At 69.9% G+C, this 20,867-nt stretch carries 26 protein-coding genes; 15 read left to right on the top strand and 11 right to left on the bottom strand.

The window, feature by feature from the left end:
• Positions 1 to 16: 16 nt before the first annotated feature.
• From MBA17_RS43465 to MBA17_RS43450, 4 genes are all read left to right on the top strand, one after another.
• Positions 17 to 1,108 carry a serine hydrolase domain-containing protein gene (locus MBA17_RS43465; RefSeq protein WP_238503872.1) on the top strand — a complete coding sequence of 364 codons (1,092 nt, stop codon included), beginning with the start codon at positions 17 to 19 and terminating at the stop codon, positions 1,106 to 1,108.
• 187 nt (positions 1,109 to 1,295) lie between these two features.
• Complete coding sequence (locus tag MBA17_RS43460; protein WP_238503871.1) at positions 1,296 to 2,534, top strand: sensor histidine kinase; 1,239 nt, start codon at positions 1,296 to 1,298, stop codon at positions 2,532 to 2,534.
• Positions 2,525 to 3,166, top strand: coding sequence for a response regulator (locus MBA17_RS43455; protein WP_238503870.1), 642 nt, complete (start codon positions 2,525 to 2,527; stop codon positions 3,164 to 3,166). Before MBA17_RS43460 ends, MBA17_RS43455 begins: the two co-directional genes overlap by 10 nt.
• Positions 3,167 to 3,177: 11 nt before the next feature.
• The gene (locus MBA17_RS43450; protein WP_238503869.1) at positions 3,178 to 3,651 is read left to right on the top strand and encodes a hypothetical protein; all 474 of its coding nucleotides are present in this window, start codon (positions 3,178 to 3,180) and stop codon (positions 3,649 to 3,651) included.
• Positions 3,652 to 3,849: 198 nt separating this feature from the next.
• On the opposite strand, the gene MBA17_RS43445 is transcribed toward MBA17_RS43450, so the two are convergent.
• Both MBA17_RS43445 and MBA17_RS43440 read right to left on the bottom strand, forming a co-directional pair.
• Entirely contained in the window at positions 3,850 to 4,836 is a 987-nt protein-coding gene (locus tag MBA17_RS43445) for a ketopantoate reductase family protein (protein WP_238503868.1), read from the bottom strand.
• 24 nt (positions 4,837 to 4,860) lie between these two features.
• Positions 4,861 to 5,997: a lipase family protein gene (locus MBA17_RS43440; RefSeq protein ID WP_238503866.1), complete on the bottom strand. Its 1,137-nt coding sequence runs from the start codon at positions 5,995 to 5,997 to the stop codon at positions 4,861 to 4,863.
• Between the two features lie 109 nt (positions 5,998 to 6,106).
• Between MBA17_RS43440 and MBA17_RS50035 the strand changes: the two genes are divergently transcribed.
• Positions 6,107 to 6,241: a hypothetical protein gene (locus tag MBA17_RS50035; RefSeq protein WP_274386863.1), complete on the top strand. Its 135-nt coding sequence runs from the start codon at positions 6,107 to 6,109 to the stop codon at positions 6,239 to 6,241.
• A gap of 135 nt (positions 6,242 to 6,376) precedes the next feature.
• Here the strand turns inward: MBA17_RS50035 and MBA17_RS43435 are convergent, their stop codons facing one another.
• A complete protein-coding gene (locus MBA17_RS43435) occupies positions 6,377 to 6,985 on the bottom strand; it encodes a TetR/AcrR family transcriptional regulator (RefSeq protein WP_238503864.1) in 609 nt (202 codons plus the stop codon).
• A 20-nt stretch (positions 6,986 to 7,005) separates the two neighbouring features.
• Positions 7,006 to 7,518, bottom strand: a complete 513-nt coding sequence (locus MBA17_RS43430) for a VOC family protein (protein WP_238503862.1) — start codon at positions 7,516 to 7,518, stop codon at positions 7,006 to 7,008.
• A gap of 97 nt (positions 7,519 to 7,615) precedes the next feature.
• Between MBA17_RS43430 and MBA17_RS43425 the strand changes: the two genes are divergently transcribed.
• Positions 7,616 to 8,362, top strand: coding sequence for a nucleotidyltransferase (locus tag MBA17_RS43425; RefSeq protein WP_238503855.1), 747 nt, complete (start codon positions 7,616 to 7,618; stop codon positions 8,360 to 8,362).
• Between the two features lie 75 nt (positions 8,363 to 8,437).
• On the opposite strand, the gene MBA17_RS43420 is transcribed toward MBA17_RS43425, so the two are convergent.
• On the bottom strand, positions 8,438 to 9,364 hold the full coding sequence (locus MBA17_RS43420; protein ID WP_238503853.1) for a zinc-binding dehydrogenase: 927 nt from the start codon (positions 9,362 to 9,364) through the stop codon (positions 8,438 to 8,440).
• Between the two features lie 105 nt (positions 9,365 to 9,469).
• Here MBA17_RS43420 and MBA17_RS43415 point away from each other — a divergent pair, with 105 nt between their 5' ends.
• On the top strand, positions 9,470 to 10,045 hold the full coding sequence (locus MBA17_RS43415) for a TetR/AcrR family transcriptional regulator (RefSeq protein WP_238503850.1): 576 nt from the start codon (positions 9,470 to 9,472) through the stop codon (positions 10,043 to 10,045).
• Positions 10,046 to 10,116: 71 nt separating this feature from the next.
• On the opposite strand, the gene MBA17_RS43410 is transcribed toward MBA17_RS43415, so the two are convergent.
• On the bottom strand, positions 10,117 to 10,707 hold the full coding sequence (locus tag MBA17_RS43410; protein WP_238503847.1) for an RDD family protein: 591 nt from the start codon (positions 10,705 to 10,707) through the stop codon (positions 10,117 to 10,119).
• A gap of 175 nt (positions 10,708 to 10,882) precedes the next feature.
• Here MBA17_RS43410 and MBA17_RS43405 point away from each other — a divergent pair, with 175 nt between their 5' ends.
• On the top strand, positions 10,883 to 11,077 hold the full coding sequence (locus tag MBA17_RS43405) for a hypothetical protein (RefSeq protein WP_238503845.1): 195 nt from the start codon (positions 10,883 to 10,885) through the stop codon (positions 11,075 to 11,077).
• 79 nt (positions 11,078 to 11,156) lie between these two features.
• Here the strand turns inward: MBA17_RS43405 and MBA17_RS43400 are convergent, their stop codons facing one another.
• Together MBA17_RS43400 and MBA17_RS43395 are read right to left on the bottom strand one after the other, a co-directional pair.
• Positions 11,157 to 11,294, bottom strand: coding sequence for a hypothetical protein (locus MBA17_RS43400; protein WP_238503843.1), 138 nt, complete (start codon positions 11,292 to 11,294; stop codon positions 11,157 to 11,159).
• 10 nt (positions 11,295 to 11,304) lie between these two features.
• The gene (locus MBA17_RS43395; RefSeq protein WP_238503842.1) at positions 11,305 to 11,628 is read right to left on the bottom strand and encodes a cupin domain-containing protein; all 324 of its coding nucleotides are present in this window, start codon (positions 11,626 to 11,628) and stop codon (positions 11,305 to 11,307) included.
• A gap of 71 nt (positions 11,629 to 11,699) precedes the next feature.
• Between MBA17_RS43395 and MBA17_RS43390 the strand changes: the two genes are divergently transcribed.
• On the top strand, positions 11,700 to 12,788 hold the full coding sequence (locus MBA17_RS43390) for a helix-turn-helix domain-containing protein (protein WP_238503841.1): 1,089 nt from the start codon (positions 11,700 to 11,702) through the stop codon (positions 12,786 to 12,788).
• A gap of 1 nt (position 12,789) precedes the next feature.
• Here MBA17_RS43390 and MBA17_RS43385 read toward each other — a convergent pair whose 3' ends face one another.
• Both MBA17_RS43385 and MBA17_RS43380 read right to left on the bottom strand, forming a co-directional pair.
• Entirely contained in the window at positions 12,790 to 14,439 is a 1,650-nt protein-coding gene (locus MBA17_RS43385; RefSeq protein ID WP_238503840.1) for a flavin-containing monooxygenase, read from the bottom strand.
• Between the two features lie 175 nt (positions 14,440 to 14,614).
• A complete protein-coding gene (locus tag MBA17_RS43380) occupies positions 14,615 to 14,857 on the bottom strand; it encodes a hypothetical protein (protein ID WP_238503839.1) in 243 nt (80 codons plus the stop codon).
• Between the two features lie 203 nt (positions 14,858 to 15,060).
• Between MBA17_RS43380 and MBA17_RS43375 the strand changes: the two genes are divergently transcribed.
• The 4 genes from MBA17_RS43375 to MBA17_RS43360 are packed head-to-tail and all read left to right on the top strand — an operon-like array spanning position 15,061 to position 18,454.
• Positions 15,061 to 15,777, top strand: a complete 717-nt coding sequence (locus tag MBA17_RS43375) for an ABC transporter ATP-binding protein (RefSeq protein ID WP_238503838.1) — start codon at positions 15,061 to 15,063, stop codon at positions 15,775 to 15,777.
• Entirely contained in the window at positions 15,774 to 16,496 is a 723-nt protein-coding gene (locus MBA17_RS43370) for an ABC transporter permease (protein ID WP_238503835.1), read from the top strand. The genes MBA17_RS43375 and MBA17_RS43370 overlap by 4 nt, the downstream gene beginning before the upstream one ends.
• A complete protein-coding gene (locus MBA17_RS50795; RefSeq protein WP_238503834.1) occupies positions 16,493 to 17,809 on the top strand; it encodes a sensor histidine kinase in 1,317 nt (438 codons plus the stop codon). The genes MBA17_RS43370 and MBA17_RS50795 overlap by 4 nt, the downstream gene beginning before the upstream one ends.
• A gap of 3 nt (positions 17,810 to 17,812) precedes the next feature.
• Positions 17,813 to 18,454, top strand: coding sequence for a response regulator (locus MBA17_RS43360; RefSeq protein ID WP_238503832.1), 642 nt, complete (start codon positions 17,813 to 17,815; stop codon positions 18,452 to 18,454).
• 26 nt (positions 18,455 to 18,480) lie between these two features.
• Here the strand turns inward: MBA17_RS43360 and MBA17_RS43355 are convergent, their stop codons facing one another.
• Positions 18,481 to 19,125 (bottom strand): LysE family translocator, encoded by a 645-nt coding sequence (locus MBA17_RS43355; RefSeq protein WP_238503830.1) that lies wholly within the window; start codon positions 19,123 to 19,125, stop codon positions 18,481 to 18,483.
• A gap of 311 nt (positions 19,126 to 19,436) precedes the next feature.
• Here MBA17_RS43355 and MBA17_RS43350 point away from each other — a divergent pair, with 311 nt between their 5' ends.
• Together MBA17_RS43350 and MBA17_RS43345 are read left to right on the top strand one after the other, a co-directional pair.
• A complete protein-coding gene (locus MBA17_RS43350; RefSeq protein ID WP_238503829.1) occupies positions 19,437 to 19,961 on the top strand; it encodes a DUF4956 domain-containing protein in 525 nt (174 codons plus the stop codon).
• Entirely contained in the window at positions 19,958 to 20,716 is a 759-nt protein-coding gene (locus MBA17_RS43345) for a polyphosphate polymerase domain-containing protein (protein WP_238503828.1), read from the top strand. The genes MBA17_RS43350 and MBA17_RS43345 overlap by 4 nt, the downstream gene beginning before the upstream one ends.
• Positions 20,717 to 20,867: the final 151 nt, after the last annotated feature.

Below are 20,867 nucleotides of genomic sequence, written 5' to 3'. Positions count from 1 at the left end.
GTGCGCGGTGCTCACGTTGAGCGCCGTTACGCCCGCCGCCGCGTCCACCGACGCCGGTCGCCCCAAGCTCGGAGATGTCCAGCAGGCGCTGGCGGCACTCGCGAAGTCCCCCGAGGTGGTGGCCGCCATCGGCGAGCTCTACGTCGACGGAAAGCGCGTCGGCGAGGGCTCGGCCGGCACCCGTCTCATCGGCGGCAAGGGCGGGAAGATCCCGGACGGCTCCCGCTTCCGGGTCGGATCCCAGACCAAGCAGATGACCGGCACCGTGGTGCTGCAGCTGGTCGAGGAGGGCAAGCTCGCCCTCGACGACAAACTCAGCGACCTGCTGCCGGAGACGGCCGAGAAGGACCTGGTGGAGCGGGCCGACGAGATCACCTTGCAGCAGCTGATCCAGCACACCTCCGGCATTCCCAACTGGTTCACCCCCGAGCTGGTTTCCATCTTCGACTTCACGACGTACTACCCGCCGATCGAGCTGGTGAAGAAGGCCCGAACCGTATCCCGAGACCAGGAGCCGGGCGAGAAGTTCGCCTACTCCAACACCAACTACATGCTCCTCGGGCTGATCATCGAGAAGACGACCAAGAACACCGTGGCCGCCGAGTTCAAGCGGCGCATCTTCGCCCCTCTCGACATGGACCGCAGCTATCTGCCCACCAAGTTCCCCGACAGCATCAAGGGCCCGCACGGCCACGGCTACTTCCCCGGCAAGGACGGAAAGCCGCGCGACATCGACCGGTTCAACATGAGCTACGGGTACGCCGCCGGTGGAGTGATCTCCACCGCGCACGACATCAGCGCCTTCCAGCGCGCGTTCGCCCAGGGCAAGCTGCTGCCGGCGGAACTGCAGGAGGTGCTCATGGGAGGGCCGCCGAGAGGGCCGGAGCCGCAGCCGGGTGAGTCGCGGCCGCCGCGCCTGTGCGACGGCGATCCCGCGATGTCGCCGCTCACGGGCAGCGCGCCCGGCTTCAACGCCGTCACCTACTCCTCACGCGACGGCCGCACGCAGCTCGCCATTTCCACCACGCTGGCCGTCTCCAACAACGACCCGGCCCTTCGGCCGCTCTACGACAAGGCGGCCGAAGCGATTCTCTGCCCCGAGAAGTAGCGCCCTGGCGTACGGCCCGCCGGGCGACCGCACCTGAGCCCTTCACGTGGCAGATGACCGTCGGCATACGATCAGCGCCCACGGTGCCCCCGGAAGCGGCACGTTCAGGTGGGTGGGGGTATCCCTACCTCCATTAGGGATACCCCGACCATGTCGCCCGGACGGGTCTGATCTCTACGGTGGTCGTGTGATCCCCATCCGGCTGTCCACTCCCTGGGACAGGATCCGCGGCCACTGGTCGGCGGCCACCTGGCTGTGCACCGTTCACGTGGTGACGGGAGCGGCGGTCGCCGCGGTCGCGGCGACGACGATCGTGGGGCTGGCCATGCTGGCGGTGCTGCTCGTTTGGACCGTGGTGGTGCCCCTGCTGGCGTTGCCGCTGCTCGTCGCGAGCGTGCCGGTGTTCACGAGGGTGCAGCGGGCCAGGTTCGCGGCCTTGATGGGGGAGGACATCCCGAGGGTGCCGACCAAGCCGGTCGGCAGATATCCGCTGACCTGGCTGCTCCGGATGGCGCGGACGGGAAGCACCTGGCGGCAGCTCCTCTATCATCTGCTCTCGCCGCTGATCAGCGCGATCGGGTTGTTCGGGGTGGTCGGGGTCTGGTCGGGCGGGCTGGTCACGGCGGGCGTCGCCGGCCGGGGGTGGGCGCTGGGCCTGGATTGGATGGTCGCGCTGTTCGGCACGATCGCGGTGTTCCTGCTGGTGGTGGGCCCGTGGGTGGCGCGGGGGATCGCCGGGTTCGACCTGCTGGCGGCGCGGGCGCTGCTCGGACCCAGCCTCAGCGACGAGCTCGCGATCAAGGTGGAGACCCTGCGGGAGAGCCGGGCCGACGTGGTGGACGCGGCCGACGCCGAGCGTCGCCGTATCGAGCGTGACCTGCACGACGGCGCTCAGCAGCGGCTGGTCTCGCTCGCGATGAACCTCGGCATGGCCCGCGCCAACCTCGCCGACCTGCCCGAGCCGGCCCGCGAGGCGATCGTGCGGGCGCACGAGGAGGCCAAGCAGGCGTTGAAGGAGTTACGTGACCTGGTGCGCGGCCTGCATCCGGCCGTGCTCAACGACCAGGGGCTCGACGCGGCCCTGTCGGGCGTGGCCGCGCGGGCGCCGATCCCGGTACGGCTGCGCGTGGACGTGCCCGAGCGCGCCTCGCCGACGATCGAGGCGGTGGCGTTCTTCGTCGTGTCGGAGGCGCTGACCAACATCGCCAAGCACGCCCGCGCGACCGGTGCCGAGATCAGCGTCCGGCGCCGCGCCGATCGGCTCCACCTGGTCGTGCACGACGACGGGCAGGGCGGCGCCGATCCCTCGGCCGGGACCGGGCTGCGCGGCCTCGGCCAGCGGGTCGGTTCCGTGGACGGGACGCTGCGCATCGACAGCCCGGTGGGCGGGCCGACGACGATCGAAGTGGAGCTGCCATGCGAGTAGTGCTCGCCGAGGATTCGGTGCTGCTCAGAGAAGGGCTGATCCGGATGCTCGATTCGTCGGGCATGGCGGTGGTGGCCGCGGTGGCCGACGCGGAGGGGCTGCTGCGCGCGGTGGAGGAGCACGAGCCCGATCTCGTCGTCACCGACGTGCGGATGCCGCCGTCGCACACCGACGAGGGCCTGCGCGCCGCCCTCGTGCTGCGGCGCCGGCGACCGGGTCTGGCGATCCTGGTTCTCTCGCAGTACGTCGAGGAGCGCTACGCCACCCAGTTGCTGTCCACCGAGACCAGCGGCATCGGCTACCTGCTCAAGGACCGGGTGGCCGACGTGGCCGAGTTCCTCGACGCGCTGCGGAGGGTCGCCGCCGGCGGCACGGCGCTCGACCCGGAGGTCGTCGCCCAGCTCCTCATCCGCACACGCAGTGATCCGCTGAGCCTGCTGACGCCCAGGGAGTACGAGGTGCTCGCGCTGATCGCCGAGGGCCGGTCGAACGCCGGGATCGCCGAGACGCTCGTGGTGTCGGAGGGCGCGATCGGCAAGCACATCAACAACATCTTCGCCAAGCTCGAACTCTCCGGCGCCGACAAGGATCACCGCCGGGTGCTCGCCGTACTGCGGTTCCTGAGGGTTTGAGGGGCGGCTTGATGCGGAGAAGGGCGTGGGTCGCGGTGGGCGGGGTGCTCACCGCGCTCCTGGTGGTCGGCGTCGCGGCCGTCGTGTGGGTCGCCATCGAGTGGCCGGGAGAGTCGGCCCCCACCTCGCTCGTCTCCTCCCGGACCACCGAGACCTCCGTGCAGGTCTACCGGCTGACGTCGCCGGTCCTCTACCTCAACCTGGGCAGGAACGTCGAGGTGAAGGTGGTCGAGGGCGTCGAGGGCACGATCTCCGTGACCCGGACGCTCGTCTGGACCCAGTACGGCCGGCCGAACGTCACCGAGGAGTGGAACGGCAGGCGGCTGCGCGCGACGATCGACTGCCAGCCGGACGCCTTACGCCGCGAGAAGGATGCCTGCCAGGCCACCTACACCCTGAGAGTGCCCGCCTCCACCGACGTGCGCGGGCTGGGGTCCCCGACCGGCGACAGCGGCCCGGACCCCGGGCAGGAGCGGACTGAGTGAGCGGCGGGCGCGCGGGGCGTCGCGTTCGTTCCTCGGCGTCCACCGGGGAGCGGACTGGGTGAGGGGCGGGCGTGCGGGGTGTCGCGTTCGTTCCCTGGCGTCCACCGGGGAGCGGACTGGGAGCGTCGCGTTCGATCTCCGGCGCCACCGGGGAGCGGGCGGGGTGTCGGCTGGGAGAGGACGGGTGGGTGAGGTTGGTCAGCGCGCTCGGTCGATGGCGGCGGTGAGGGTGTCGGCCGGGAGGGAGCCGGGTGGGCGGCGGTCGCGGGCGAACTCGGCGGCGAGGCGTTGCACGACCTCGTTGGCCGGGGTGGGGACGCCGTGGAGCCGGCCGAGGAGCACGATCTCGCCGTTGAGGTAGTCGGTCTCGATGGAGCCGCTCCGCTTGGCGAGGCTCTGCCAGGAGGAGCCGCCGCCGCGGGCGATGCCGTCGAGCTCGCCGATCTCGACCTGGTCGCCCCGCTTCGCGCGCTCCTCGGCGGCGGTCACGTAGGGGATGCCCGCCGCGTCGAGCACGGCCCGGCCCTCGGCCCTGATGCGCTCGTTGATCTCGCCGGTCGCGGGATCGGGCCCGCACAGGGCCTCGGTGGCGTTGCCCAGGTTGCCCAGCAGCTTGGCGTACTTCCAGCGCATCACGTCGGGGACGGCGAAGCCGAGGAGGTCGCTGCCGGACAGGTCGGCGGCGATCCGCTCCGCGGTCTCGTCGACGCCGGAGGGGAAGAGGCCGAGGTGCAGTATGCCCGACTTCGGCGTGCCGTACGCGGCGACCAGGCCGGGGTCGAGGTGCAGGGCGGGCAGCCAGACGCACATGCCGTAGACCCGGGCGAACCTGCGCAGGGCGAGGCGCTCGTTCTCCACCGCGTTCTGCGCGCAGACCAGGGGGAGCCGTTCGGCCGCGGTACCGCCGCCCTCGACGGGGGCGTCGGCCCAGATGTCGAGTGCGGCGGTGGTGTCCTGTGTCTTTACGGCGAGCAGCAGCACGTCGTCGGCGCGCAGGGTGACATCCTGATCGGCGGGGACCGGCAGGGTGAGCGTGCCGCCGGGTGTGGCCAGGCGCAGGCCCTCTTCGCGCAGGGCGTCGGCGTGCTTGCCCCGCGCGATGAGGACCACGTCGTGGCCGCTTGCGAACAGCCGCCCGCCGATGGTTCCGCCGATGGCTCCCGCGCCGATCACGATGTACCGCATTCGACCGATGGTAGACCCAGCGAATCAGCAGTTGCTCAGCGCGGGCAGGCCGAAGAACCGGTTGGCGAGCCACTGGATCGCGACCGGCGCGCCCTCGACCGCGCCCAGCACGTGGTTCGGCGCGGGCAGGCCGGTCCACAGCACCCGGGCGCCCTTGTCACACCATTCGCGGCGCAGGGTGTTGCCGATGGCCATCGGGATGATCTCGTCGCCCTTGGCGTGGTAGAGGTAGACGGGCATCTGCGGGCGGGTCGCGCCGAGCCGGTTCTCCGCCAGGCGCGCCTGCCAGTCGGGGAGGTTCAGCACGTCGGAGGTGGTCAGCTCGTCGAGGGTGCGCCCGGCCAGCTTGGACCCGATCTCGTCGGTGCAGTCGTCTCGTGCGTCCGCGAACAGCGCCCGGCCCTCGGCGGTGAGGTGACCGTCGAGGTTCAGCTCGCCGTACGCGGCGTCCAGGCCCACGCCCGCCGCGGCGGCGAGGCCGAAGTTGGACGAGCCGTCGAGGTTGTCGGCGACCCGCTGGAGGTCGGCGGGCACACCGCCCGCCGCGACGCCGCGCAGTTTCAGCTCGGGCGCGTAGCCGGGCTGGAGCTGGGCCGCCCAGCCGGCGGACGAGCCGCCCTGGGAGTAGCCGAGCACCCCGACCGGCCCACCAGTGGCCAGGCCCGAGCCCGGCACCCGGGTGGCCGCGCGGATGGAGTCGAGTACGGCATGGCCCTGCGAGACGCCGGCCATGTAGGTGTGGTCGCCCGGTGTGCCGAGCCCTTCGTAGTCGGTGACGACCACTGCCCAGCCGCGGACCAGCATCAGGCTGACCAGGGCCAGTTCGGCGTCGGTGCCCTGCTGCATCTTGGCCGACGGCGCGCACTGGTCGCCCAGGCCGTGGGTGCCGACGGCGTAGCCGACGATGGGGCGGGTGCCCGAGTAGCCGGCCTTCGGCACCAGCAGCGTGCCGGACACCTGGTTCGCCGCGCCGGTCGCGGAGGTGGAGTGGTAGAGGATCTTCCAGGCTCTGGCCGGCACCTTGAGGAGCTGGCCGGGGGCGAGGTAGACGCTGACGGGCTGGGCGGTCAGCACGTCGCCGGCTGTCGCGGCGTGGACCGGGGTGCTCAGGGGGGCGAGGGAGAGGATCAGGGTCGCCATGGCGGCGAAGGCAATGCTCACGCGCACACGTAAGCCCATGTGGCCGGCCTCCTGTAGGAGATCACACGAAGAAGGGGACGGCGCCGTGAGCTGATGTTTACTCGCGAGTAACCCGCTGTCAAGAGCGTATGTGATCTGGGTCAGCTTCTCGGCTCAGAAGGACCCGGGTCGTGGCGTCGCCTCCATCCTGGGCGCGCACTCGGTGTTCGTCCCGAAGTTCGCCGGCGCGGTGTCCGGTAACGTTCACCGGCTCCAGGAGTCATGATCGTCGAGGCTTTTGGGCCCCGGCGACGGGAACGCCGCTGAAGATCTTGCTTGCTCCGCCCGTCTTGCCCTGGATTGTTGCGATATCAATCGGGGCAATGCGTGACGAGCCGGGCGCAAGATCTTCAGGAGTCTTCTAGGGCGTGTTGAACCGGCGGATGATCTCGATGGCCGCGGCGACGACCTCGGCGGCCTCCTCGCGGCTCTCGGAGGTGGCCACCTCACGCCCCGCCTCGCCGATCACGGTCGTCAGCACGGCGACGGTGAGCCGGTCCATGGGGTCGTCGCCGACCCCGAGCAGGATGGTGTTCTGCCGCACCCAGTCGCGGCCACGGGTACGGCGCATCAGCTCGAAACCCGGCGGGCCGTCGCCGTCCATGAACAGGCGCACCAGGTCACGGCGCTCCCACGAGCTCTCAAGGAACGCGCGGGCGCCGACGATGAACAGCTCCAGCGGGTCGCGTTGCCCCGCCTGCCTGGCCAGGGCGACCGAGGAGGCCGCCGCCTCCTCATGGGCGGCCTGGTGCTCCTCGTACAGGGTGAGGAACAGTTCGGTCTTGCCGCCGAAGTGGTGGTAGAGGCTGCCCACGCTGGATCCGGCGCGCTCGACAACGTCGGCCACGCTGGCCTCGGCGAAGCCGTGCTCGGCGAAGACCTCCCTGGCGGCCTGGAGCATCCCGCTGCGCGTCTGGGCCGTGCGGCTCCACTCCCAGGAGCCGCTCTTGCCGCTCGAACTGCGTGCCATGGAAGCCAATCTAGGACTCGTCAGGGGCTCGGAATGCCGTTGCCACGCCTTCCACGACCCGCGAGGAGCTCATCAAGGGTGGGATTGTCCTCAGGTGGACGTGGGCCACCCGGCTGGGCGAGCTGGATCAGCACGCCGTACGCCTCCTTGGGGTGCAGGAACACGTCGCGCCAGCGGGGCTCGGACAGGTTGAGCCCGTGCAGCCGGTAGCCGAGCTCGGTCAGCCGGGCGACGGCGGCGTGGATGTCGGTGACGTGGAAGTTCAGGTGGTGGACGCCGCCCCGGCCGCGGGACAGCTCGAAGAAGGAGTCGAAGAACGTGGAGCCGGCCAGTGGCTCCATCAGTTCGACCTTCCCGCCGTTCGGGTAGCGGAGCTGGAGGGTCCGGTAACCGCTGCGGGTGTTGTCGCCGCCGCCGAGGTAGCTGCCGCCGAGCAGGTCACGGTAGATCGGCAGCAGGTCCCTGATGCGTGGCGCGGCCACCGCCGTATGGTCGAAGACCGCGTCGATGCCGAGGTCGGAGGGCAGTTGCACGGGCTGGTTCCTCTCGGTGTTCCGGCGGCAGCCTAACAAATTTTAGAATGTAATTCTATTCTGCGCCACCCGGCTCGATCATGGGATAGTCGAACACGTGTCAGACGAGGAGGCCGCTGCGCTGCTTGAACGGTTCGTGGGTGACGTGCGCCGTGCGTTGCCGCTGGTCGCCGTCTGGGTCCACGGGTCGCTGGCGGCGGGCGACTTCCAGCTCGGGCGCAGTGACTTCGACCTGGTGGCGATCATCGCCGAGGAGATGGACTCCGGGCAGCGGCGCGAGCTGGAGCGCCTGCACCGCCGCCTGATCAAGGACTTCCCGGTGGCCCGCAAGCTGCACTGCTCCTACGTCGAGCGCCGGCTCCTGCGCGACCCCGGCGAGGAGCATGACACCTGGGCCTTCGAGGAGCTGTTTCGCCGCCCCATCTCGCCGGTGAACCGCCGCGAACTGCTCGTCGACGGCGTGGCCCTCTACGGGCCCGAGCCCGCCGGCATGGTCCCGCCGGTCACCGAGGACGAGCTCACCACCTTCATCAGCGACGAACTCGACACCTACTGGCGGCGGGTGGCCGGACGCAGCCGGCCCTGGCTGCGCGACGCGTGGGTCGACAGCGGCCTGCTCACCCTGGCCCGCGCCACGGTCACCCTGCGCGGCGGCGGAATGATCTCCAAACGCGAGGCCCTCGCCGTACTGATCCAGCTGGGCGCCCCCGCCGACGTGGTCCGCGACATCCACGACCGCCGGTACGGCAGGCGCACCCGGCGCTCCCCGCTCTGGAAGGTACGGCGGGCCGGGCTGGCCAGGACCTTCATGCGGGAGGGCATCGACCGAGCCCTCATCGGCTAGCCCTGATGCCGGGTAGCCAAGGCTCCGGTTGGTGTGTCAAGGGTTCGATAGAAGCTGGGACATGAGAACGGGGATTCAGTCGGCCACCGCCGGCTCCACGTCCAGGACCGCCTTGCCCGCGATCCGTCGGTCGAGCAACGCTTGGGCGGCCTCAGCGACACGCTCCCAGGACCCGCGCCAGTCGACCTCCGGTGAAAGCCGGCCGGCCGCGACGAACGTGAGCAGGGTGCCGAGGTCTGGCCCGACCTCGTGGACGTCGCCGAACGTGCTCATCGTCTTGGCGGGGCCGATGGAGAACAGCGAGTACGGCGCGAACACCGCCGGCTCGCCGGACGCCCAGCCGATGTTCTGCACGCCACCACCCGGTGCGAGGAGTTCCCAGGCGGCGGCCAACTGCGGTCCGCCCACGTTGTCGAGGATGAGGTCGACCGGCTGGTCGATGCCGTCCAGGCCGACCACCACCTCATGGGCGCCCAGCTTGACCAAGCCGTCGGCGCGGGCCGCCGACCCCACCGATGCGATCACGTGGGCGCCGCCCAGCGCTGCCAGCTGGACTGCGTAACGGCCGACGCCGCCGGCCGCGCCGGTGATCAGCACCCGCCTGCCCAAGATGGACCGGGAGCGCAACGTGCGTAGCGCGGTGATACCGGCCATCGGCAGTGCGGCGGCATCGGCGAGGTCGACCCGGCTCGGGACTTCGGCCACCGCGGTGGTGTCCACAGCCATCCGCTCTGCCCAGGCGCCGGCACCGAACGCCGCGACTCTGGCGCCTACGGCCGGTCCGGTACCGTCCGCCGCGGCGTGCACGACGACACCGGAGGCGTCGTAGCCGTGCACGGTCCCCGAAGGTCGGCTGCCGGCGAACGCCACCTCGCCACGGTTGAGCGAGATGTGCCGGACATCGAGCACGAGCTGATGCGGCGCAGGCTGGGGCTCGGCAGCCGTACCCAGACGAAGGGAACCGGGGACGTCGAGATCAACGACGAGCGCACGCATGTCCATCAAATGCACCTCCATGGAAAGGACGACAAAGCGGACTGATACTCCGTTTGACGGATGGTAGCATATACGGACTAACACTCCGTTTCTAGTGGAAGGGTGCTCGCGATGGCGGAACAGCGCACCGAACGCGCCGACGCGGTCCGCAATCGCCGTGCGGTGCTCCGCGCGACCGAGCAACTCCTGACCGAAGGCGGCGGCGACTACGTGTCACTCGATCGCGTCGCCGCCCTTGCCGGGGTCGGGCAGGGCACTGTTTTCCGCCGATTCGGCAACCGCGCCGGACTGCTGCAGGCCCTGCTGGAGGAGCGGTCCCGCGAACTGCGCGACGCGGTCACGCACGGCGCCCCGCCCCTCGGGCCCGGTGCGCCCACCCGGCAGCGACTGCTCGCCTTCCTCGACGGGCTCGGCGAGATCGCCGAACGCAACGCCGTCCTGTTGTTCGCGCACGAGCAAGCCTGCGCCGAGGACAAGTACAGCGACCCCAGCTACCAGTTCTGGCACCGCCACCTCAGCACCCTGCTCGCCGACGAACGCCCCGATCTGGACGCCGACTTCCTGGCCCACGCCTTGCTCGCCGTCTTCGACGGCGGCCTGATCCGCCGCCTGACACCGTCCGACGACCCCCGCCGCTTCACCCGTTCCATCCAGCAGATGGCCACGGCGCTACTCGGCCGCGACTGACCGTCAAGGTGTGCATCTGTCGACCGGTTAGATGACGCTGGGCCGGCCGCAGAGCGGCGGCATCGTGGTCGTCAGCGGGCGAGCAGTACGGAGAGCAGGACCAGCAGGACGGTGCCGGCGATCAGGAGCCCGAGGCCGAACAGCAGGCCGGACGAGGTGCGGTGCTCCCTGGTGTCGATCACCACGGTGCCCGCGATCAGGTCGTGCAGGCAGCGCTTGCGGGGGTCGAAGAAGATCCACAGCATGGTCACCAGGGTGAACACCGGCCCCGCGAAGGGCAGGGCGCTGCTCGCGGGGTAGACGAGCGCGCGAACCGCCGCGCCGCCCCATCCCGGCTTCTCTCCCGTCTTCGAGACGACCATCAGCCCGCAGAGCCGTTTGCCTACCGTCTGTCCCCACACCGCGTGCTGGACCCAGTAGTAGGCGAAGAACATCGCGCTGATGAGGATCTGGATCCACCAGTACGGGTCGCCGGCATAGGGATTGAGCAAGACCTCGGTGGACGACAGGTCCGCGGGGACGGTGCCGGCCTCGTCGGGGAACGGCGCGTAGACCACGGCGGCGGCGACCGCATAGATCAGGCCGTCGATCAGAGAGGCGGCCAAGCGGTGCCGCCTGGCGGCGAGCCGCTGCTGGGGGACAACCTCGGGGGTGATCGTCATGCCGACAGTGTGCCGGAATCGATCATGGCGGGTGGGGGAGATCAACTGGTAAGCCGTCGTCCCATATCACAATCTGGTGCAGCATCACCGATTTCGTCAACCACACATGTCACCCGTGCGTCGTTATTAACAGACCAACCCTCTTGCACAGGCCATTCAAGAGCAAGGCGCCGACATGACTGGACACTCGTCCCACACGCATCCCATCCTCCTCCCAGAGGACGATGACCTGGCTGAACACGTCCGCCGGGCCACCACTCGCGATCTTGTACGGCATCGCGTCGACACCCGTGGTTTCTACGGCATCCTCGACGACCTGGAACGGATCGAGGCCGAACTCGCCGTCGGCCGGGGTCACGACTGGGACTGACCCCGTCACTCGGAGATCACCCTGTTCCGTCCGGCGACCCCGCCGAACCTCTCAAGACCCTCGCCGCGCCGATCCACCTTCACCTGTTCGTCCATTCGCGACACGTCGCCTGCGCCTGCTCATCACCGCCGAGCCGGTCGATGACGCGGCCGCCGAGCAGGCGGCGCGGGTCACGCTCGCCGCCGCCCGCGCGGGTGCCCTCCGGCCGGCGCGCCACGGCGAACCGGCTATCTGCTGAGGATGCTGATGCCCAGCATGCGCGCGCCGGTCTCCGTACGCGGGCGGTGCGCGCTGCCCGGCGCGAACACGACATAACTGCCCGGACCGAGCCGCTGCCCCCGGTCGATGAACTCGCCCGACACCACGTAGTAACGTTCCTCGCCCTCATGCACGTCCACCTCGGGCCATTCGGTTCCCGGAGCGAAGTCGTACATCCAGCCGCGGGCCCACTCGGTGGCCGGCAGGCGCCGCCGGATGATCCCGGGGACGACCTCAACGGGTTCGACCTCGTCGACCTGCAGCATCTGGACGTCACTCGAATCTTGCGTCATGACCCCATCGTCGATGCGGGTGCACGTTCCGGGCCAGTGTCTGGATTGACGCCTACAGGTACTTTTCTGCCATGAGCGTTCATCGGGTGGTCGCACTGATCCTGCCGCCGCAGGCCACGTTCGAGTTGGCGTGCGCCGCCGAGGTCTTCGGCGTGCGCCGCGTCGGCCTGCCCGCCCGCTACGAATTCGGGGTGTGCACCGAGCGTCCGGGAGCCGTGCCCACCCTGGCGGGCTACGACATGGTGGTGAGCGAGGGCCTGGCGGCCCTGGAGGCGGCGGACACGGTGGTGATCCCCGGCTGGCAACGCCGCCAGGAGGCCGCCTCGCCCACCGTGATCGACGCGGTGAGGCAAGCCCATCGTCGCGGCGCCCGCATCGTCGCGATCTGCTCCGGCGCCTTCCTGCTGGCCCGGGCCGGGTTGCTGGATCACCGTAGGGCGACCACCCATTGGAGGATGGCCGGCGAGCTCGCGGCCCGTTTCCCCGACGTGCGGGTCGAGCCCGACACGCTGTACATCGACCTGGGCGACATCGCCACCAGCGCCGGCACCGCCGCCGGCATCGACCTGTGCCTGCACCTGGCCCGCGCCGACTACGGCGCCGCCTACGCCGCGCAGATCGCCCGGCACATGGTCATGCCGCCGCATCGCGAGGGCGGGCAACTGCAGTACGCCACCCCGGCCCCCGCCGACCGCCTGCCGCAGTCGCTGGCCCCGGTCCTCGACTGGGCGACCGAACGGCTGCACGAACCCCTCACCATCGACGACCTCGCCGCACGGGCCAAGATCTCGCCGCGGACGCTCGCTCGCAGGTTCGCCGACCAACTCGGCGTCAGCCCTGGCCGATGGCTGCTCCAGCAGCGCGTCACGGCGGCCCAGGCCTTTCTGGAGGAGACGGATCTCCCCGTGGAGACGATAGCGACCAGGGTCGGGCTGTCCTCGGCCGCCAACCTCCGCAGGCGCTTCCACTCCCTGGTGCGCACCACCCCCGCCGCCTACCGGCGATCCTTCGGCCGCGACGAAGGCGGCGCACGCTCGTGGCCAGGCGCCGGACATAGTGTCTCGGAACTTGCAAGGTCCTTTCCTGCTCCGGTGGGGGCGGGGCGGGCTGAGCCTGGTCCTGCCGCTGCGGGCGCCACGGGATGGCGCCCGCAGCGGTGAGTCACGGACAGCGGCGACGAGGATCCGGATGAGGGCTGAGCCGGTCGAAGGTGAAGCCGGTGTAGTGCTTCGCGGCCACCTCCTCGCAGGTCTTCCGGTAGGTGCCGACGCCGCCGATGTAGGGCATGAAGACACGGGGTTTGCCGGGCACGTTCGCGCCCATGTACCAGGAGTCGGCCTTCGGGTAGAGCGTGCGGGAGCCGATCCGCTCGACGTGCCGGACCCAGTCGTCCTCGGCCTCGGGGGTGGCCTCGATCGAGGTCAGATCGTGGTCGCGCATGTAGCGCAGGCAGTCGCCGATCCACTCCACGTGCTGCTCGATGGAGACCATCATGTTGCTGAGCACGGACGGGCTGCCGGGGCCGGTGATCATGAACAGGTTGGGGAAGCCGGCCGTACCGAGGCCGAGGTAGGCGCGGGGGCCGGCGGCCCATTTCTGTCGTAGGGACAGGTCGTCGCGGCCGCGGATGTCGACGGCGAGCAGGGCGCCGGTCATCGCGTCGAAGCCGGTCGCGAAGACGAGGCTGTCGAGTTCGTGGTCGGTGCCGGTGGTCCTGACGCCGGTCTCGGTGATCTCGGCGATCGGCGACCGGCGCAGGTCGATCAGGGAGACGTCGTCGCGGTTGTAGGTCGTGTAGTAGCCGGTGTCGAGGCAGGGGCGCTTGGTGCCGATGGGGTGGCCGGCGGGGGACAGGGCCGCGGCGGTCTCCGGGTCGTCGACCATCTCACGGATCTTGGCGCGGACGAACTCGGCGGCGGTGTCGTTGGCCTTCTCGTTGACGAGCAGGTCGTTGAAGCACTGCAGGATGCCGACGAGGCTCCCCCGCTCCCAGCCCGCCTGGTAGACGAGCCGCCGCTCCTCGGCGTCCGCGTCCAGGGCGGAGGTCTGGCCGGCCTCGCCGGGGACGCCGAAGCCGGACTCGCGGGCGCGCTGCCGGTGCTCGGGGTAGACGGCCTTCCTGGCGCGCTGCGTCTCCTCGTCGAGCGGGGCGTTCTGAGCGGGAAAGCTGAAGTTGGGGGTGCGCTGGAAGACGGTGAGATGGGCGGCCTGCTCGGCGATGATCGGTATCGACTGGATGCCGGAGGAACCGGTGCCGATCACGCCCACCCGCAGGCCGGTGAAGTCGACGCCCTCGCGAGGCCAGTGGCCGGTGTGGTACGACGTGCCGCGGAAGCGCTCCAGCCCCGGCACCTCGGGCTTCTTCGAGACCGACAGGCAGCCCGTCGCCATCACGCAGAACCGGGCCGACACCGTCTCGCCCGTCTCGCCCGTCTCTCCCGGGGCGGTCGTGACCAGCCACCGGTTCGCTCCCTCGTCGAAGCGCGCCGAGGTCACCCGGGTCTGGAAGCGGATGTCCCGGCGCAGGTCGAAGCGGTCGGCGACGTGCTCCAGGTAGCGGAGGATCTCGGGCTGGGCCGGAAACTTCTCCGTCCACACCCATTCCTGTTCGAGCTCGGGGGAGAAGGAGTAGGAATACTCCAGGCTTTCCACGTCGCACCGGGCGCCGGGGTAGCGGTTCCAGTACCACGTGCCGCCCACGCCGTCGCCCGCCTCGTAGACCACCGTGCTCAGGCCGAGTCCGCGCAGGCGGTGCAGCATGTAGAGGCCCGCGATGCCCGCGCCGACGACGACCGCGTCAAGCTCTCGCATGGGCACCGGCCTGCCGGGTTCGCCGAGGATTCAAGGGCTCCGCCTCGTTCGCTCCGCTGGGATGTCATCACCTGCCTCCCGAACGTAATTCGGCTCATTGTCCCGGTCAATGGCGACACGGCAAGGGCCTGTGGTCGTCGAGACCACAGGCCCTTGCCGAACCCTCTGCGACCGGTCAGACCGCCGACGCGTCGGCGGCCCGCTCCTTGTCCGGGCAGTCCCAGTCCTTCTCCGCGGGGGACTCCGTGGGGGACTGCTCGGGCGCGGGCGGCTGACTCGTCGCCGGAGGCTCCGCGGGAGCGGGCGTCGCAGGCGTCACGGCCGCGCCGGCGCTGGCCAGCGCCACGCCCCCGGTCGCGAGCAGCGCTCCGGCGCCGATCGCGGCGGCTCCGACTGCGATCTTCCACTTCGGTACCATGTGCAGGTCCTTCCGTCGGGCACGATCCGGCTGGGGCCCCGGGCGGTTTCAGGGCACTCGTTCCAACCGCCCGGGGTTGACCCCATGACATCAAGCCACCCCGCAAAACCACGTAAACCCGGCTCACGCGTCGAGCGGCCACCCGTCCCTCATCAACCGTTCGGTGGATTCCGAGGGGTTCGTCCACCGGCGATTCTCGGGACATGACAGTCATCGAGATCGACGGCCTGACCAAGAGCTACAAGGCCGGCAAGGCGGTGGACGGCGTCTCCGTGCGGGTGGAGCGAGGCGAGATCTTCGGGATCGCCGGGCCCAACGGAGCGGGGAAGACCACGGTGGTGGAGTGCGCGTCGGGATTGCGGCGGCGAGACGGCGGCACCCTGCGCGTGCTGGGCCTGGATCCGGAAGGCGACCGGCGCGAGCTGCTGCAGCGGATCGGCGTCCAACTGCAGGAGGCCGCCCTGCCCGACGCGATCAAGGTCGGCGAGGCGCTACGGATGTACGCCTCCTTCTACGACAAGCCCGCCGACTGGCGGAAGCTGATGGAGGAGTGGGGACTGACGGACAAGCGGCGCGCCCGGTTCGCGAGCCTGTCCGGTGGCTGGAAGCAGCGGTTGTTCATCGCGCTGGCCCTGGTGGGCAACCCGGAAGTCGTCTTCCTCGACGAACTCACCACGGGCCTGGATCCCGCCGCCCGCCGGATGACCTGGGAGCTGATCCGCGACATGCGTGATCGTGGGATCACCGTGGTGCTGGTCACCCATTTCATGGATGAGGCCGAGGCGCTGTGCGACCGTATCGCGATCATCGATCAGGGCCGGGTCATCGCCGAGGGCAGCCCGCGCGAATTGATCGCCAAGGGACGGTCCGCCTCACTGGACGACGCGTACTTCGCACTGACCGGAAGGGAACTCGGATGAAAGGCATCACGCAGGTCATCGCGGTCGAGCTCAAACTGATCATTCGTGATCCGATGTCGGGGTTCTTCGCCCTGGCCTTCCCGGCGATCATGATGTGGGTGAAGCTGCGCACCGGCAAGCCTCTGCCGGGCGGGCTGCCCGTCGTCGACGCCACGGTGCCGATGCTGAGCATCTTCGTCATCGGCCTGGCCGGGCTGGTCGTCCTCCCGGCCACGCTGGCACAGTACAGAGAACGCCGGGTGCTGAAGCGGCTGCGCGCCACTCCCGCCTCGCCCGCCATGCTGTTCGGGGCCCAGTGGGCCGCGCACATGCTGCTGGCCGCGCTCGGGACGGTGCTGCTGATCATCATCGGCCTGGCCGCCTTCGGGCTGTCGGCGCCCGCCAACGCGGCGGGTGTGCTGCTGGCGTGGATACTGGGCGCGCTGAGCCTGGGCGCCATCGGCCTCCTCATCGGCGCGCTCGTCCCGACCGGGCGGACCGCGACCGTGATCGGGCTGAGCGTCTTCTTTCCGATGGTCTTCGTCTCCGGCGCCATGATCCCCCGCGAGACCACGTCCGGTGCGATGCGGGCCATCGGCGACCTGACCCCCATGGCCCCCGTGGTCGAGGCGATCCGTGCCGCCTGGGAGGGCAACGCGATCTCCCCGGTTACGCTGGGCGTCATGGTGGCGATGTTCATCATTGCCGGCGGCGTCGCCGTCAAAGCGTTCCGGTGGTGACCGACGGCCCCGGCGTCTCGCGCCGGGATCGCGCCCACCTCGCCCTGCCGTACCTCTTCATCCTGCTCCCGGCGGTCTTCGCCCTGGTCCGGGACTGGCGGCTGGAGGTGCTGGTGCTGGCGTCGCTCGCGGGAGCGTGGCACTGGTTCGTCACGTCGCGCCTCGGCCCGGCGGCGCGGCCGGTGGGGGCGATCATCCGCTTCGGCGTGCTGCTCGCCGTCGTGGGGGCGTTGGTCAGGATCGACGGGCTGTTCATGGTGACGGGCATCGGCGCGTTCATGCAGGCATTCGTCCTGCTGCCCGGATGGTGGGCGTACGGGGGCGTGGCGGCGACGGCGGGCGTGCTGGTCGCCCTTCCCCCCGGGGCCGTGCGGACCCCGGGCGAGACGCTCTACGCCTTCCTCGTCGCGATGCTGATCGCCTCCGCGGTCGGCCTGCTGACCAGGACCGTCGCCACCCAGAACGACCGTCGCAAGGTCATGATCGCGCAGTTGAGGGAGACCACCGCCGAACTGGCCGCGCTCGCGGAGGAGAACGGGAATCTGCAGGCCCAGCTGCTGACCCGCGCTCGTGAGGCCGGCGTGCTGGAGGAGCGGCAGCGGATGGCCAGGGAGATCCACGACACCATCGCGCAGGGCCTGGCCGGCGTCCTCACCCAGGTCGAAGCCGCCGAGAGCGTGATCGACGACGTGCCCGCCGTCCGCTCGCGCCTCGACACTGTGCGCACCCTGGCCAGAGAGAGCCTGAACGAGGCTCGCCGGTCGGTTCAGGGGTTGCGTCCGGTGCCGCTGGACGAGGCCCAGCTCGGCGCGGCCCTGCACGACATCGCGACGAAATGGTCGCAGGCCACCGGCGTGCCCGCCGCCGTGTCGGTCACCGGCGACCCTCGGCCGCTGCACGCGGAGGTGGAGATCACCTTGCTGCGGGTGGCGCAGGAGGCGCTGGCCAACGTCGGCAGGCACGCCGCGGCCGGCCGGGCCGGACTTACCCTGTCCTACATGGAGGACGTCGTGGCGCTGGACGTGCGGGACGACGGTTCCGGCTTCACCCCCGGGGCGACGGCCTCCTCGATCGCGGGCGGCTTCGGCCTCATCGCGATGCGCCAGCGAGTCACCCGGCTGGCCGGGGCCTTCACGATAGAGACGGCCCCCGGCCAGGGGACGGGCATCTCCGCCACGGTTCCGGCCATCCCCCCCGGCGACCAGGTCCCAGACGACGTGGGCCAGGTCCTCCTCGGGGCCCCGGGGGATCTCGACGGGAGCGCCGCCGGTTCGGATCCGGCATCGCCCGACCGCTCCAGAGACACGGTGTGAGACATGCCCATTCGTATGATCATCGTGGATGACCATCCGGTCGTCCGTGACGGGCTGCGCGGGATCTTCAGCGACGGCGGCGACTTCGAGGTGGTCGGTGAGGCCGCCGACGGGCCGGAGGCGCTCGCCGTAGCCCTGCGGACCGGCCCCGATGTGGTGCTCCTGGACCTGCGCATGCCGAAGATGAGCGGCGCGGAGGTCATCCGCCGGCTACGCGAGCAGACACCCGGCATCCACGTGCTGGTCCTGACCACCTTCGACGACGACGCCGACGTCCTGCCCGCGATCGAGCAGGGCGCCACCGGCTATCTGCTCAAGGACACCCCGCGCGCCGACCTGCGCCGCGCCGTACGGGCGGCGGCTCGCGGTGAGTCGGTGCTGTCCCCCTCCGTGGCCGGTGTGCTGACGCAACGGGCGCGCACGCCGGAGCAGCGGACGCTGAGCCGCCGCGAGCTTGAGGTGCTCTGGCTCATCGCCCGTGGCGCGACCAACCGTGAGGTCGCCGCGAAACTGTTCATCACCGAGGCGACGGTGAAGACGCATCTGCTGCACATCTTCGCCAAGCTGGAGGTGGGCGACCGGGCGGCCGCGGTCGCGGCGGCGTACGAGACCGGGCTGCTCAAGCCTGCCGCCGGCCGAGGTTAGGTGGCTCTGGCCTGCCCCTGACCGGGTCAGGTGGCGACTATGGCCTTGGAGCGGTCGGTCGCGAGGTGGATGGCCAGCCCGGCGAGGATCGTGCCCATCAGGTAGCGCTGAATGCGGAGCCAGGACGGGCGGCTGCCGAGGAAGGCGGCCAGCGACCCGGCCGTCAGGATGAACACGGTGTTGACGAGCATGCTCACCGTGATCTGGATGCTGCCGACCACGAAGCTCTGCAGCATCACGTTTCCCGCGCCGGGATCGATGAACTGCGGGAGCAGCGAGAGGTAGAGCAGCGCGGCCTTGGGGTTGAGCAGGTTGGTGACCAGCCCCATCGTGAACAGGCGGCGCGGGGAGTCGGGAGCGAGGGCCTTCGGCTCGAAGACCGACACGCCGCCGGGCCTGAGCGTCTTCCACGCCAGATAGAGCAGGTAGGCGGCGCCGCCGAACTTGATCGCGAGGTACGCCGCGGGCACGTAGGCGAAGATCACGGTGAGGCCGAGACAGGTCGCCGCCAGATAGGCGAAGAAACCCGCGGCCACCCCGGCCAGCGAGACGAACCCGGCTCTGCGCCCCTGGGTGATCGATCGTGAGACCAGATAGATCATGTTGGGCCCGGGGGTGAGGACCATCCCCAGGGCCACCATCGTGATGCCCACGATCGCTTCGACGCTCATGGGTTGCTGCAACCGCCGCGCGATAGTCCGCTATTCCTGAAGTTTGCGTGATTTCGGGCACAACGATGCCATCTGGCCGGATCTGGCGGCCGGGCTGCGCGAGCTGCCACCGCGGCAGCCGTCAGGGCGGGCGGCCGGGTGGTGATCGCCCTGCACGGCGGCACGATGGTGGAAATGGTGCGGTTTCGACGATGAGAGCGTCCTCATGAACGCCTCACTGAGGGTTCACCCGCCATCTCCAAGCTGTTCATCGAAGGATCGGACGGCTTCAAGGAGGCGAAATGTCCGGGGCTACCCTGATTGGGCTAGTGATGGATCTGGCCGCTATCACCGTGCTGGCGTATGTGTTGTACTTCCGCCGTCACCATCGCCGTGACCTGCTGTTCGCGTACATCGCGCTGAACGTGGGGATCTTCGCGGTGGTGTCGTTGCTGCTGGTGCAGCGGGTCGATCTCGCGGTGGGGTTCGGGCTGTTCGGGGTGCTCTCGATCATCCGGTTGCGATCGAGCGAGATCACCCAGGGCGAGATCGCGTACTACTTCGTGGCGATCGCGCTCGGTTTGGTGAACGGGATCGCGGCGGCGTTCCCGCTGACCGCGCTGCTCCTCGACCTGATGTTGCTGGCGGTCATGTACATCGCGGATCACCCCCAGCTGCTCGGCCAGACGCGGCACCAGGTGGTGACGCTCGACGTCGTGCACGCCGACCCGCGGTCGCTGCACGCGGACCTGGAGAACCGGCTGCGGGCTCCCGTACTGCAGTGCATCGTCAACGAGGTCGACTACGTCAGGGACGTCATGGTGGTCGACGTCCGCTACCGGGTCGTGCGGCCGTGATCGCCGATGTGCTGCTCGCCGGGGTCGCGGCGGGGCTGCCGCCGGTCGGCCTCGGCGACGTCGCGGAGCTGATGACCCGCGTGGACCGGAAGTATGTCGTACCGGTCTCCACGATGGCCCGGCTCGCCGCCGAACTCGGCGACGGCTTCGCGGTGCTGGAGATCGGCGGGCGGCGACAGTTCCGGTACAGCTCCACCTATTTTGACACGCCCGACCTGCTTACCTACCGCCACCATCGACAAGGACGGCGAAACCGTTTCAAGATCCGCGTCCGCACCTATCTGGACGGCGGCGGCAGATTTCTTGAGGTCAAATTGAGTGGTGCGGGAAAGAACACCGACAAACACCGCATCCCCTATGACGACGGTCCGCGCGGTGTGTTGAGTTCGAAGGCCATGGAATTTGTGTCCGACACTTTGCTGAGTGGATTGCGAGTTTTTCCGCCCAATGGATTGGAACCTGTTATCGCCACGGACTACCGGCGGATCACCCTGGTCGATCGCCTGGGCCAAGCCAGGCTGACCTGTGATTCCGGACTGATCTGCCGTGATGGAACGGGAGTGGTCAGGGCTCGGGGAGATTATGTGCTGGTGGAATCGAAATCCGAGGCAGGCTACGGCCGGGCCGACGGGATACTGCGCGACATGGGGGCGCGTCCGGTGAGCATCAGCAAATACTGCCTCGGGGTGGCCCGGCTACGAGACATGTCCGCCAATCGCTGGAATGGAGTCCTCCGGCGGTATTTCGGAGACTGAGGCGCCGGTTGGGTGGTGGCCACGGGAAGCCAGCGGAGATGGCTTGGCGGCGGATTGTTCGGTGCTCGGCCAAGAAACCAGCGGAGATGGCCGGCGGCCGGGGTGTTACGGTGCCCGGCCACGGGCGCTGGAGTGCCATGTGCCCACGGAC

The sequence above is a fragment of the Dolomitihabitans soli genome (genome assembly GCF_022213955.1).
Taxonomy (GTDB): Bacteria; Actinomycetota; Actinomycetes; order Streptosporangiales; family Streptosporangiaceae; genus Streptosporangium_A; species Streptosporangium_A soli.
This window is presented reverse-complemented; position numbering and strand designations above follow the sequence as displayed.

Coding starts and splice junctions, on each gene's coding strand:
- MBA17_RS43455 (WP_238503870.1), top strand. CDS start 2,525: ATGCGAGTAGTGCTCGCCGAGGATTCGGTGCTGCTCAGAGAAGGGCTG.
- MBA17_RS43450 (WP_238503869.1), top strand. CDS start 3,178: ATGCGGAGAAGGGCGTGGGTCGCGGTGGGCGGGGTGCTCACCGCGCTC.
- MBA17_RS43445 (WP_238503868.1), bottom strand. CDS start 4,836: ATGCGGTACATCGTGATCGGCGCGGGAGCCATCGGCGGAACCATCGGC.
- MBA17_RS43435 (WP_238503864.1), bottom strand. CDS start 6,985: ATGGCACGCAGTTCGAGCGGCAAGAGCGGCTCCTGGGAGTGGAGCCGC.
- MBA17_RS43420 (WP_238503853.1), bottom strand. CDS start 9,364: ATGGACATGCGTGCGCTCGTCGTTGATCTCGACGTCCCCGGTTCCCTT.
- MBA17_RS43415 (WP_238503850.1), top strand. CDS start 9,470: ATGGCGGAACAGCGCACCGAACGCGCCGACGCGGTCCGCAATCGCCGT.
- MBA17_RS43410 (WP_238503847.1), bottom strand. CDS start 10,707: ATGACGATCACCCCCGAGGTTGTCCCCCAGCAGCGGCTCGCCGCCAGG.
- MBA17_RS43405 (WP_238503845.1), top strand. CDS start 10,883: ATGACTGGACACTCGTCCCACACGCATCCCATCCTCCTCCCAGAGGAC.
- MBA17_RS43395 (WP_238503842.1), bottom strand. CDS start 11,628: ATGACGCAAGATTCGAGTGACGTCCAGATGCTGCAGGTCGACGAGGTC.
- MBA17_RS43390 (WP_238503841.1), top strand. CDS start 11,700: ATGAGCGTTCATCGGGTGGTCGCACTGATCCTGCCGCCGCAGGCCACG.
- MBA17_RS43385 (WP_238503840.1), bottom strand. CDS start 14,439: ATGCGAGAGCTTGACGCGGTCGTCGTCGGCGCGGGCATCGCGGGCCTC.
- MBA17_RS43380 (WP_238503839.1), bottom strand. CDS start 14,857: ATGGTACCGAAGTGGAAGATCGCAGTCGGAGCCGCCGCGATCGGCGCC.
- MBA17_RS43375 (WP_238503838.1), top strand. CDS start 15,061: ATGACAGTCATCGAGATCGACGGCCTGACCAAGAGCTACAAGGCCGGC.
- MBA17_RS43370 (WP_238503835.1), top strand. CDS start 15,774: ATGAAAGGCATCACGCAGGTCATCGCGGTCGAGCTCAAACTGATCATT.
- MBA17_RS43360 (WP_238503832.1), top strand. CDS start 17,813: ATGCCCATTCGTATGATCATCGTGGATGACCATCCGGTCGTCCGTGAC.
- MBA17_RS43355 (WP_238503830.1), bottom strand. CDS start 19,125: ATGAGCGTCGAAGCGATCGTGGGCATCACGATGGTGGCCCTGGGGATG.
- MBA17_RS43350 (WP_238503829.1), top strand. CDS start 19,437: ATGGATCTGGCCGCTATCACCGTGCTGGCGTATGTGTTGTACTTCCGC.